11 protein-coding genes are annotated in these 12,555 nt (G+C 60.4%); 4 read left to right on the forward strand and 7 right to left on the reverse strand.

Going from position 1 to position 12,555, the window contains the following annotated elements; genetic code table 11:
* Positions 1-844: 844 nt before the first annotated feature.
* Positions 845-1,555, forward strand: a complete 711-nt coding sequence (locus tag C6571_RS17405; RefSeq protein WP_245901327.1) for a DUF1294 domain-containing protein — start codon at positions 845-847, stop codon at positions 1,553-1,555.
* A 99-nt stretch (positions 1,556-1,654) separates the two neighbouring features.
* On the opposite strand, the gene C6571_RS17410 is transcribed toward C6571_RS17405, so the two are convergent.
* From C6571_RS17410 to C6571_RS17425, 4 genes are all read right to left on the reverse strand, one after another.
* On the reverse strand, positions 1,655-2,539 hold the full coding sequence (locus C6571_RS17410; RefSeq protein WP_106447810.1) for a universal stress protein: 885 nt from the start codon (positions 2,537-2,539) through the stop codon (positions 1,655-1,657).
* Positions 2,536-4,251: a cation:proton antiporter domain-containing protein gene (locus C6571_RS17415; protein ID WP_106447811.1), complete on the reverse strand. Its 1,716-nt coding sequence runs from the start codon at positions 4,249-4,251 to the stop codon at positions 2,536-2,538. Before C6571_RS17415 ends, C6571_RS17410 begins: the two co-directional genes overlap by 4 nt.
* Before the next feature lie 221 nt (positions 4,252-4,472).
* Positions 4,473-4,670 (reverse strand): hypothetical protein, encoded by a 198-nt coding sequence (locus tag C6571_RS17420; RefSeq protein ID WP_106447812.1) that lies wholly within the window; start codon positions 4,668-4,670, stop codon positions 4,473-4,475.
* Positions 4,671-4,703: 33 nt separating this feature from the next.
* Positions 4,704-5,531 (reverse strand): SDR family oxidoreductase, encoded by an 828-nt coding sequence (locus C6571_RS17425; protein WP_106447813.1) that lies wholly within the window; start codon positions 5,529-5,531, stop codon positions 4,704-4,706.
* Between C6571_RS17425 and C6571_RS19580 the strand changes: the two genes are divergently transcribed.
* Positions 5,509-5,709 (forward strand): hypothetical protein, encoded by a 201-nt coding sequence (locus C6571_RS19580; RefSeq protein WP_146139369.1) that lies wholly within the window; start codon positions 5,509-5,511, stop codon positions 5,707-5,709. The two genes, C6571_RS17425 and C6571_RS19580, sit on opposite strands and share 23 nt — an antisense overlap.
* A gap of 768 nt (positions 5,710-6,477) precedes the next feature.
* Here the strand turns inward: C6571_RS19580 and C6571_RS19585 are convergent.
* Complete coding sequence (locus C6571_RS19585) at positions 6,478-6,795, reverse strand: hypothetical protein (protein WP_146139370.1); 318 nt, start codon at positions 6,793-6,795, stop codon at positions 6,478-6,480.
* Between the two features lie 360 nt (positions 6,796-7,155).
* Between C6571_RS19585 and C6571_RS17430 the strand changes: the two genes are divergently transcribed.
* Complete coding sequence (locus C6571_RS17430) at positions 7,156-7,875, forward strand: Crp/Fnr family transcriptional regulator (RefSeq protein WP_106447814.1); 720 nt, start codon at positions 7,156-7,158, stop codon at positions 7,873-7,875.
* A 521-nt stretch (positions 7,876-8,396) separates the two neighbouring features.
* Positions 8,397-9,098, forward strand: coding sequence for a Crp/Fnr family transcriptional regulator (locus C6571_RS17435; RefSeq protein ID WP_106448322.1), 702 nt, complete (start codon positions 8,397-8,399; stop codon positions 9,096-9,098).
* Positions 9,099-9,166: 68 nt separating this feature from the next.
* Here the strand turns inward: C6571_RS17435 and C6571_RS17440 are convergent, their stop codons facing one another.
* Positions 9,167-9,883, reverse strand: a complete 717-nt coding sequence (locus C6571_RS17440) for a hypothetical protein (RefSeq protein WP_211300669.1) — start codon at positions 9,881-9,883, stop codon at positions 9,167-9,169.
* A 25-nt stretch (positions 9,884-9,908) separates the two neighbouring features.
* Complete coding sequence (locus C6571_RS17445; protein WP_211300670.1) at positions 9,909-12,497, reverse strand: two-partner secretion domain-containing protein; 2,589 nt, start codon at positions 12,495-12,497, stop codon at positions 9,909-9,911.
* Positions 12,498-12,555 lie beyond the last annotated feature (58 nt).

The following is a 12,555-nucleotide window of genomic DNA, read 5'->3' on the forward strand; positions in this document are numbered from 1 at the left end:
ATGGTTGCTGGCTGAGTTGAGGGCGTGGTTTTTTGATTCGTTCGCGCCTTGTGACAAAGGACGGGTGCCGGGGTGTGCGCCCGGCGGCGCAGTAACTTTCTCTTGCGTCGCCAAGAGAAAGTCACCAAAGAGAAGGCGACCCTGCTGTCCGTGACCCTGCGCTTCGCTTCGGGCAACCTGCGATGCTCGCGCCGGACGGGGTCTCGCTGAACTCGCGCTGCGCGCTCAAACAGACGCGAGCCCTGATCCGCCCGCCACTGCGCTTCTCGGCACGGCCACAAGGGATTTGGACAACCGAAAACCAAACAGCCACACGGGCCATCGCTGCGCTCGGCCCGGGGGAAGACAAGCCCGCCGAACAGTGCGCGGTTGGACTTGGTTCGGGGCCGAGCGCAGCGATGGCCCGTGTGGATGTCGACGCCCTTGTGGTTGCGCCTGCGTCGGGGTGTTTGCGGGGTGGCATGAACGCTTGCGCTCATGCTTCGTTAACTGACTCGCCGCGGTTGTCCGAACGGAGCGCGCAGCGCGCAGTAAGTTCGGCGGCGCACCCCGCAAACGCCCCGACGCAGGTTGCCCCGCAGCGCAGCGAAGGGGTCGCAGACAGCAGGGACGGCGTTCTTTGGTGACTTTCTGTCGCGACAGAAAGTTACTGCGCCGCCGGGCGCACACCCCGGCACCCGCCCTATGCCACGAAGCACAAACTAAGAAACTGCCAAGCCTTCAACTCAGCCCGTGCGCATGTCTGAGAGAGAAACAATATTTATGCCGAATCAGCCTCTAGCGCTTGATTGACAAGCGCTTCCAGCTATTATTTCGATAGTAAACTTACGATACTCGTCGCACAATGGCCGACACCCGAAACAAGCCCCAACCCATGACCAAATACGGCTCCATCGTCCGCTGGGACGCCACCCGCGCCTTCGGCTTTATCCGCAGCGCCGACTCCGCTGGCGATGTGTTCTTTCACGTACGCGACTACCGCGGCGCCACACCCCCGCGCGAAGGCCTTGCCGTGGTGTTTGAAGAAATCCACGTCGGCGGCAAAGGCCCGCGCGCCATGGCGGTGCGCACGGCGGCCAGCCCGCAGGGCGCCGAAGACGCACGCAGCAGCGACAGCAAGCGCACCCAACGCCCGGCACCCGCAAAGCGCTCGGCACCTACCCCCCGCGCAAACCAACGCCAGGGCAAAGCGCACTCACCCGCCACCGGCGCATCCTTGGCCTATGGCCTGATGCTGGTATGGGCCGCTTTGCTGGCCTGGGGCGTGTGGACGCAGCGGCTGCCGCTGTGGACGCTCGCAGCCCTGGCGGCGCTGAACGTCGTCACGCTGTGGATGTACGCGGCCGACAAGAACGCTGCACGTGCAGGCCGTTGGCGCATTCCTGAGTCAAATTTGCACCTGTTGTCTCTGCTCGGCGGCTGGCCCGCTGCCTGGCTGGCCCAGCAAAACATGCGGCACAAAACCAGCAAGGCGGAATTTCGTGCGGTGTACTGGCTCACCATCGTGCTGCATTGCGGCTCGCTGGTGTTCTGGCTCTATCGTGACTTGCTCTAGGGATGTTCTGCACGAATTGCGCTGAAAGCGCAGCAATAGCCGACATCATGTTCGTTTGCCCCCGGAGGCAGGCAGGGTCCAACCCGGCTTCGATCATGGTCACACCGACACCAGGACGTCGCTTTGCGATTCGGCCAGAACGTACCTAGTTACGCTGCCCAGCAGCAGATCCTCCAGCACGCTCTCACCGTGCTTGCCCACCACGATCAGATCGCAATCCTGCTCCTGTTCTTGCTCGATGATGTGCAAGGTCGGATTGCCATGTAGGACGATCTGGTGAGTTTCGTAGGGCAACAGCCCGGCTTTCTCGCACAGTGCGTGGAGTTTCTGGATGGCTTCCTGTCTGGCAACGACCCGATAGTCGTTGATGGTGTCCTCATCCACGCTGGCGTAGCGCAACTTCCCCTCGAAAGGAGCCTCAAAGGTATGCAGCAGAACGATGCCAGCCTGTGGGGCAATGCTGCGTGCATGCCGGATCGCGCGCAGCGATGAAGGCGAAAAATCGACGGGCACAAGGAGCCGACGATAGGATTCGTGCGGGGGCTGCTTGACCACCAGAACAGGACATTTCGTCGTGCTCAACATCCGTAGCGCCGTCGTTCCCAGCAAATGGTGCCGAATGATGCTTTCCCCTTTGGCTCCGCAAACCAGCAGACCGGCATCCTGGCTATCGACCTGCCTGGCCAGTTCCGCCAACACAGGGCCGACCACCGCATGCGTGCCCGCAACCACACCGTAGCGTTGCTGGAGTGAAGCTGCCAGATCGTGGAGCCGTTGCCGCGCAGCATCGAGCACCCGCCGCTCCATCTCCTCTGGCGATGTGTCCATCAACTGCCGCAGCCGCTCCAGAGGCGCCAGATTGGCCACATGCAGCAGATCGAGCAGCGCAGCCGTATCCTTGCTCACGAGGGCGGCGCGTTCAGTCGCGTGGCGAGCGTGGGCCGACAAATCAGTGGCGGCGAGAATACGTTTGAGCGATGTCATGGATTTTTCTCCGGGGCGGTTTCATTTTCGAGCACGGGTTTGTAGTCCCAATCGCGCACATCCTGCAGCATGCTATCGATATCGTCGGTCGGAATCGACAGCATCCGCAACGCGGTCGCTCCCAGGCGCAAGCTGGCTTCAATCGCCTCCGGATAGGCGTGGGTGGCTCCGGCGTCAATGAGTCGTGAGCTCGATTCGAGGTCTTGCGCCCGCGCGATGACGGCAACATGGGGGCAGCTGCTGCGCAAAACCCCCACGGTGCGCAACGCGTTGGCGTGATCATCCAGCGTGATGACAACCAGGGCGGCCCGCTCCACATGAACCGCTGCCAGCAGCTCTGCATCGGTGATATCGCCATACAGCACCGGGTAACCATCGGCCCGCCCTTGCATCACCCGCTTCGGGTCGGTGTCGAAGGCCACAAACGGCACATTGCTGGCATGCAACAACACGGCAATGGTGTGACCGACACGACCATAGCCACCTATCACCACTTGCGGTTCAGGAGCATCCGACAAGGGGTGCGCAAGGCCCTGGTCTGCATCGCGGCGGACGCCCACCAGCCGAGAGGCGATGGCATGGTTGAAGCGGATGAGAAAGGCCCCCGCAATCATCGAGAACAGCACGGCGGTCAGCGCGATCTGCCCCACATCGATGTCGATCACCTTGGCATCGAGGGCAATGGCCAGCAGGGCGAAACCGAATTCTCCGCCCACAGCCAGCAACAACGCCGTGCGCCACGCCATCAGAGTGTCAATGCCGCTCTTCTTCACCATCGCCGCGACCAGCAGGATCTTGCTCACCAACAGCAGCAAGGTGCCAAGCAAAGCCCAATGCCATATGCGAGGGATCGCCGCCGGGTCGAACAACATGCCGATACCGATAAAAAAGAGGCCGAGCAGCACGTCTCGGAAAGGGCGGATGCTCGATTCAACCTGGTGACGAAACTCTGTCTCGCCCAGCATCATGCCGGCCAGAAACGCACCGAACGCCAGCGACATGCCGAGGCTGAAGGTCGTCCAGGCGGCGAGCAATGCCACTAGCAATACGGCCAGCGTAAACACCTCTGCTGAGCGGCGCCGCGTGACGAAGCGAAACAGCGGGCGCAGCAACCAGCGACCAACATAAAACACGAGGGAAAACGCCAGCAGGGCTTTGACCATTGCCCAACCCAGCTCGAGAGCCAGGATATCGGCCCCCACCGCCATGCCCAGCACAGGAATGACGACCAGAAAAGGCACCGCAGTGACGTCCTGAAACACCGACATTGCCAGCCCGAGTCGGCCGTGGGGTGAGTTCTCTTCCTTTTGTTCTGCCAACTGGCTGCCGATGATGGTGGAGGAGGACTGGGCAAACACCGCTCCGATGACGAATGCCACAGCGGCAGGCAGTCCCGCCAACCAAGCGGTGACACCGACCAAGGTGGTCGTGAAGACCACCTGCCCCGTGCCAAGCCCAAGCACCTGATCGCGAAGGGCGTGCAACTGCGGCAAAGAGAAATTCAGCCCGATCGTGAACAGCAGAAAGACCACGCCAAACTCCGCCATGGTCTTGAACTCCGGTACATCGACAATCGGTCCGACCGTGTGCGGACCGAGAATGACCCCGACCAGCAAGTAGCCCAGGCTGGTGGGAATGTGCAGGTGCTGAAAAATGAGCACCACGGCGACCGCAACGCCCAGCAGCAGCAGGATGTGTGACAGATGAACCATTGCGCGACTTGACCTTTCCCCTGTTTCGTACCGATCTTGGGGCACAGCGTACGCGGCCCATATCTGCAAGCACCAGACACCGCCGTTGGCTCACACCTACAGCCTCCCAACAGAGTTCATTCTGTGAGGGATGGCGTCATTCATCAAGAGAATGTCCAGCGAACCAGCCGTTCGGCAAGGTCTCCACCATGCCTACGGCGCTGCCAGCATGCCGTGCCCGTTCAGCGCGGCTTCTTCTTTGGCCCGGGTCGTGCGCTTCCGGTGACCCGGGGCAGCAGGCCGGTGTGCTGGCTCAGAATTTGCCCTGGCTTGGGCTGGTTCTTCGCCATCACCATCGAAGGAATGGTCAATAACTTCTCGTTCTTCTGGCTGCCGCAACTGCCGGCCATGGGCTGGTAGGTGGGAATCAAATGGCGCATACCTTTGCCGTTCTGACCGAACCGGCGTAGGCTTCAACCAGCCAACCCAAAGCGTTGGCGCATGGCACCCATCAGGGCTTCTTCACCGATATCCTTGCGGGTTTGCATCAGCGCCTTGGCGTCCTCGCCAATCACATAGCGCAGCTGCGCGCTGCCATCGGTCGCCGCGTCGTACAGCGCCTGGGCCAGTTGCTCAGGGGTAGAGGCATTGCTGGTGCCTCGATTGGCCGCAAACACGCCCATGACCTTGCCAATGGATTGTGCATAAGGGCCGCCGTCGCCCTCAAACGTGCGCACCAGCGAGCGGCCCGAAAAGTCGGTCGCCACCGCGCCGGGGGCAAACACCTTCACCCGTATGCCCAAGGGCCCCAGTTCGTGGCTGAGCGACTCTGAAAAACCCACCACGGCGAACTTGGACGCCGCATACAGCGAGTACAGCGGCATCGCCACCAGGCCCGTGAGCGACGCCACGTTGATGATCACGCCGCTGGCGCGCTCGCGCATGTGCGGCAAGACCGCGCGCGTCACGGCAAACACGCCAAACACATTGGTCTGGAACTGGCGCTCGATCACCTCCTGCGTCGCACTCTCGAACGGGCCAAACAGGCCGTAGCCGGCGTTGTTGATCAGCACGTCGATTTGCCCAAAGCGCTCCACCGCCTGGGCCACTGCGGCTGCCACCGAGTGCGGGTCCGTCACGTCGAGCGCAAAGCTCGCCACCTTGCCCGCGCTGTCATCAAATGGTGCCGCCGCCGGGTTGCGCAGCGTGGCAGCGACGTTCCAACCCTGCGAGGCAAAGTGTTTCACTGTGGCTGCGCCAATGCCCGAAGAACAGCCTGTGATCAAAACCGTGGAAGTCATGGGAGAACTCCGATTTGGTGTGTGGGGACTGAAAAGCGGCGGTCAGTATGCGCGCGTCGAGATTTCAATGCACGCTGGGGTTTTTCCAAAACCCGAAGCCGTGATTGCAGCCGCACGACTCCTCATTTTTGGATTGAGCACGGGCTCGAATCGATTTATGAATGCTGCCGGCCAGTGAATCCCGGATAGCAGTTTTGAAACTGACCATTCAGCGGTTGCAGAAGTCCGTGCGCTGGACTGATCGCACGCCTTCGCCAAGGACCAGTCACCAAAGAGAAGGCGACCCCGCTGTCCGTGTCCCCTTCGCTGCTCGCTTCAAGCGGGGTGCGCGCACGCTCGCCTGGCGGCTCAAACAGCGCGCGGCCCTGATCCGCCTGAAGCTGTGCCCCTCGACTCGGTCAGCGGGGATGGGAGCCGGGAAGCCCTTCGGGCGATCGCTACGTTCGGCCTGGGCCTCCGAACCGCAGGCGGCGAAGGCATTGGGGGCGCAGTGCAACTGTCGGATCACGATTTCGCGCATCGAAACTCGTGCTCCGACTCCAATCCCGGAACGGTGGGCGCAGCGCGGGTTCTTTGCCACTCGTGTCTGAGACGGCGCATTCAAGTTCCAGACAATGAGCGGCTGTTGTCGGCCATCAGCTGACTTCCGACGCAGCGGGACGCCCAACTGCTCCCAGTGGGCTGGCATCAGTCAATTTCAGTGGTTGGACGACCGCTGCCGCCAGCACCTGCCGTTCGCGCAGCCGTGCGACCGCTTTACCCATGAACTACCGAGAGGTTGGGCGCAAGTCCCTGCAATAAGTCAGGTCAGCCGCCCCGACCGATCCGCGCCAATTTTCGCAAGCAGCCACGCCGACGATGGATGTGGATGCGGCTATTAGGCTGGTACAGCCATTTGCCTCCATTTGTGATGTGAAGTTGTCGATGCCTCAGCGCACCGACATGGCTAAACCTGCACTTTATAAGTAACCATTCTGCGGCTGCAAGCGAGTGCTTTTTCGACTCGCTGGTCAGAAAAGCTCCCTTTGCCGAGCGTTTGTGAAATGTCCGGGCGACGTACGAAGTCGATTAATTCATGGTTTCCAGAAATGATGGTGCCCGGAACGCTGGCTGACACGGTTTCGCAGGGCAGGTCGCCAAGCAGTGCCATTACGCGAGCGCTGACGATATGAATGTCCAGTGCAAGAACATGCTGCTCCGCCAGGAGCGCCTCTTTGAGTGCCGCGAGGGAGGCGCTTTTTCGAATGGGTGTTGAGTGAGGCATATCGATTTTCCCCGTTATTGACTAATCTGCTCTCGGCCATGGTCCGTTTTGCCCATATGCGCAGCGAGTTCACACCGACAAAAGGAAGTCTGACCAGACAGTTGCAAGCATCCCTGCTGCACGGCTTTTTGTCCGTGCGCTAGCGAACATCAGACCAGCCAGTATTTTTGGAAAGCCCCATCAAATTGATTCGACTTGTGGTAACCCAGCTCCGGGTGGCTATGCCATCCATGGTGAGCAAGTTACGCAGTCGAACACGGCCGGCGGTGTGTGCGGTACCGCACAGATGAGGCACACTTAGCTTCGTATGCTGATGGATTAGCACATCGTCTACGATGGACTGCCGTCTGAACACTGCACATGGGTATCACGCCAAACCAATCGGCCAACAGTTTGCTGGCCGCGCTTCCTCCAGCCGAATGGCTGCGCATCGCACCGCTGCTGGAGGAGGTGGATTTGCCGCTCGGTATGGTGTTGCACGAATCGGGCGGCAAGTTGAGCCACGTGTATTTTCCCATCGACGCCATCGTTTCCTTGCTGTATGTGCTGAAAGATGGCGGATCGGCCGAGATCGCAGTGGTTGGCAATGAGGGTGTGGTCGGCATCGCGCTTTTCATGGGCGGCGAAACCACGCCGCGCCGGGCTGTGGTGCAGAGCGCTGGGAAAGGCTATCGACTGCGCGCGTCCGACATCAAAGAGGAATTCAACAACTCCGGAGCGGTGTTGCACCTCTTGCTGCGCTATACGCTGGCCCTCATGACGCAGATGGCGCAAACCGCTGTCTGCAACCGCCACCATTCACTTGACCAACAGCTCTGTCGCTGGCTGCTGCTGAGCTTGGATCGGCTGACTGGCAATGAACTGGCGATGACGCAAGAGTTGATTGCCAACATGCTGGGCGTGCGTCGCGAGGGCGTGACCGAGGCGGCGCTCAAGCTGCAAAGGCTTGGCCTGATCAAGTACGCACGTGGCCGCATCACTGTGCTCGACCGCGTTGGGCTCGAAGAGCGCACCTGCGAGTGTTACGCAGTGGTGAAAGATGAATACGATCGTCTGCTGCCGCACCAATTGACTCGGTAGGGCGTTGCATGCGTGCGGTCGCGCACAGACGTGCCCCAGTGTGAACCGCTACAAAGGCTCACAGGGCGCGCACGATGCGTAACCATCAGCCAAGGGCGAAACATGATCACACGCGTGACTTCACTTCCATTCACGCTGGAGCAGCAGAAAAGCGTCATGCCCAGCAGCGATGCGCCTTCGGCTGACCAGAAATCGGAGCCTGGCGCCCAGGCAACCCACCCCACTGCGCCCGCGGCCCTAACGCCTATCTCTGCGGCCACCACCGCAGGCGCAATCGCAGCGATGAGCACCCGGTGACTCGACAGGGCGTTGTCGGCGCGGTTTGACACGTCGCCTAGCGCGCACGACGCGCGTTAACTAGGCCGTAGCGATGCGCGGCACCGCTTGTGTGCGCTACCACACAGTCAGAACCTGCGCGGCCCTCCACACTGGGCTCTGGTTGACCAATGCGCTTGGGCGTGTGCACTTCCCGACGCCACCCCCGTCAGGGTGTTTCTGAACGAACAATGAAAAACATCCGCATGTCTCAAGCCCAAAATTTGCTGATCCAGCAATTGCCTGAAGCCATTCGCTCGCGCCTGCTGGACCAATGCGAGCCGTTTGAATTGGTGCTTTCGGCCGAACTCAGCGTGCGCGGGCAGCCGCTCAGCCACGCCTACTTCCCCGAGTCCGGTTTTATTTCACTGGTGATCGATGTAGACACCTATCCCGAGCTGGAGGTAGGCATGGTCGGGCGCGAATCCATGCTGGGGTCCGAGCTGGTACTGGGCTTGGCCAAGACGCCGTGGCGTGCGCTGGTTCAAGGAGCTGGCCACAGCTGGCGTATCGAAGCTGAGGTTTTGAGGCAAGAATGCACTGCGAGCCCAGTGCTGCGGCAGGTGATTCAAACCAGTCTGCTAGTACGTCTGCACCAGCAAACACTGGCTTCGGCTTGCGAGCGCTTTCACGAGATTGGTCCGCGCCTGGCTCGCTGGCTGCTCATGAGCCAGGACCGGGCACAAGCAGACACCTTTCATGTCACCCAGGAATTCATGGCCCTCATGCTCGGCGTACGTCGGGTTGGCGTTACGGTGGCCGCCAATGCGTTTCAGAAGAGTGGGTTCATTGAATACCGCCGGGGCGAACTCACCGTTCGGGATCGTCCAGCGCTGCAGGCTCAGGCCTGTAGCTGTTACGCCGCCGACCGCCATCTCCATGCCGAATTGAGCGAAGGCCCACCCTAGGCTTGCGAGATTTCAAAGGAAGAGAGTCGGTACTCTTCGTGAAGTCACCTTGATTTCAATTCTCTACTTCACACAGGTACAGGTTTTAAGTTGGCTGCACCAACAGCTACTTGGCTTCCGGTCTGCGGGTTTGCCGCTTCTCCGACATCGTACGACCCGAAGACTTCGCGGGCCGAACGGGTTTCGGGCAGTACATAAACAATGCCGTCTGTTCCAGTAAAAGCAGGACTTACCACGTTTTCGTAAAATTTGACGGGAATATTGATGCAGCCATAAGAAATTCGGCGCTCGGATGGGGATGAACTGGCCAACCTTTCGGTGCGACGTTCCTTGGCATTGCTGGTAACGACACGGTGCATGGAAATGGCCGTGTCATAGTCCACCCAGAGAATTTCAACGCCCTTCAGGTTTTTGTCCAGGTTCGCCACGAAACGGCCTGCCGGCGTGGTGCGTTCCTCCGGACGAATGGCTGACAGCTTCCTGGTGCCGATGTCAGGCACTGAGTCATCGCCTATGGCGAGTCCTAGCAGCGCGGAAGACTCCCCGTGCAGCAGCCCCCGAGCATCGAACACGAAGACCTTGGCTTCCTGCTTGTCCACGATAACAAAGGGCTTGTTGAGGTTGTCGCCTGAATCAACAACCCAATTCGCTACATGCCGGGCTGCTTTAGAGGGGTGGGCCTGTTCGAAGTTGGCGCGTTTTACGCTTTTCTCTGCTACTGTGGGTGGTGTTTGGGTGACGGTTGGACTGCCGTCGCCGTCAGCACCCTGCACGGACAATGCCAACCTGGAGCCTGGCAAGTGCGCAGCATCATGCGACGCACGCGCCTGGGTGGATATCAATCCTGCGGCGAGGAAACCAAGGAAAACTCCTTGGATCCTGAGCGCCGATAGTTGTCTGGGTTTTCCCATGCAAGTTGATTAATTGCGTTCTGGCTTGCGCTTGCGTACTGGCGCCTCGTACTCGGGCGGCGCCATGACAGGCTGCACGATAGGCACCGCGACTCGCACCACGACAGGTATCACGTCGGGGGTGGCGGTGCCACGGCCACCAAGACGGAAGGCAGCCTCGGCGGAAGTACCGTGAGAACGTATCCGGGAGGAACGGCCGCGGGCGGTGCCAGCGGTGCGAACACGGGAGGCAAGGCCGTTCCATCCAGAAACGGAGCGACAGGTAGAACAACGACTGGCGGAACCACGGGTGGAGCCACCACAGGCGGATTAACGACTGGTGGAACAACGACCGGCGGATTGACGACAGGTGGAATGACGGGAAAAGGCGTCTCTGGAGGAATAACGACTGGAGGAATAACGACTGGGGAATATAGATGGGCGGAATCACGACTGGTGGACTCGCCGCTGTGATATTCCCCCTCGTTGTTGAAACAACAGGACCGCAGCAAGAAGCTGCCAAGGCGTATTTGCTGGCGTCTACGCCACCAAGGCTATAACCCGTCAAGGTGATGATTTTGTTTGCACCGACGGCCGGGGTATCGAAATTGGCTGTCCCCACAACCAGCTTCACATCACCAACCGGACTGCCCTTCAATGCGGTGACCGTTGCTGTGGTGGTTCCGTCAGCGACTTTGTCCTGACCTTGAGCAAAAACCAACATCCGTTGCGTGGGGGCCGCACCGATGATATGGACAGAATAATCGGTAGGCGTTGTGTAGGCGAACGGGTTGTAAATAATGGTCGTGGGCGCACTGGTGACCGTCGCAGGCGGTGCCAGAGGATTGAAAATAACCGTGCCGCCGCCAGCGCCCGGAGCGTTGGCACCATAGCCAGCGCTCAGCACCAGGCCCAGTGGAAGGCCCAGACTTTGACCGGGCACGCTGGCGCCATTGGTCAGCGTGATTTTTCCATTGATGCTGACATCGTTTGCAGCGCACAGGGTGGCATTGCCGTCGGTCGACGTCAAAGCACCCTTCAAATTGATATTTCTTCCCCCGGCAAGCAAGACGCTGCCGTTGGTTGTCGTGATGTCTGCCCCCAATGCCACATTCACATCGCGTCCGCAGCACACTTCAAAGTTGCCATTCGTGGCAGTGATGGACTTGTTGATGTTGACGTCTCTTTCGGCCAACAAGGTCAGCGTCGTCGGACTTGAACTCGCTGTCCAGGCAATGGCATCGTTGACGTGGATGTCACCGTTGCCAGTGGTTCCCGTGTACAGACTGTCGACAGGTGGAGTTCCGGCGACCGTGACATCGGTTCCGGTTGCCGTTCTGATGGTCACGCTATTGGTGACCAGCAGGGCGGAAAGTGTTGTGCCTGCGATGTTGTCCGTGACCAGGCTTCCGATGGTGAAGTCCTGTGGGTCAATCAGCCAAGTGCCCGTTTTGCCCTGTGCTGCCTCGGTGGTAATTTGCACACCGTTGGCGATCTTCACGTTGGCCGCCGATGTTTCGATGAAACCGCCATTGCCGCCTGCGGGTGCCGAAGCATCCAACCTGCCGGCCACGTTGACCGTGCCGTTTTCCCTGCCGCCGAGCAGTTTGATCGTGCCGTTTTCGCCTGTGACCAGGGTTTGCGCCTGAACCACACCGGTGTTGTTGACCGCGTTGGCCAGCAAGCTGCCCGCTGCCTGCGTGGTCATCAGTACCAAGCCTCCGTCGGCGCGGACCATGCCGCCGTTGTTCACCAGTGCGTTGACTGCGCCTTGCTCCACTGTCACGTTGAGCAGTCTGTCGCCAGCGATGTCCAGGGTGACGGCTTTGCCTGAGGCCAGCGCAACCGAGCCGAGTTGGGCAGCCACCACGCCCTGGTTGTTCACGTTGCCGCCGAGCAGGGCGACGTAGCCGCCATCGGCCGCGTTGATCGTGCCCTGGTTTTCCACCGAGCCGACGCCTGCACCGAGGAATCGGTAGTTGTTTGTCATGAAGTTGGCGTCGGTGATGGCCAGCGTCGACGCGACCAGCCCGCCCACATTCACCGATGCGCCTTGGCCAAACAAAATGCCATTCGGATTGACCAGAAACACCTTGCCGTTGGATGACAGATTGCCCAGGATGCGAGACGGGTCAGAGCCGACGACGCGATTCAGCGCAACCGAGCTGCTGCCGGGCTGTACAAACTGGACCGACTCGCCGGGCTGGACGCCAAAGGCTTGCCAGTTGATCGCCACATTGGGCGTGGTCTGGGTGATCGTCATGTTGCCCGGCGTGCCGCCAATGGTGGCGCTGCCGGCTGTAACCACGCCGCCCGTAGGCTGAGCGTAGGCACTGGCCCCGCAGGCCATCATCAAGGACACGGCCAGAATTTTCAGCCTGAAGCGGGCGCCAGCGCCGGCGCCCGCCCGACCACTCGACATTTTCTTGCCGGCGCTCCGGGTGTTTTCGGAAACGGCTACAAAGGTGCCGGTCTGGTCGTTCCAGATGGAGCGGTGAATGAGGTTCATGGCAATCTTTCGTGTGTTCTTTAGAAATGCGGCTTTGGTCCGCAGGCATGGCAGGCGA

Origin of the sequence: Simplicispira suum (genome assembly GCF_003008595.1) — a bacterium.
Taxonomy (GTDB): Bacteria; Pseudomonadota; Gammaproteobacteria; order Burkholderiales; family Burkholderiaceae_C; genus Simplicispira; species Simplicispira suum.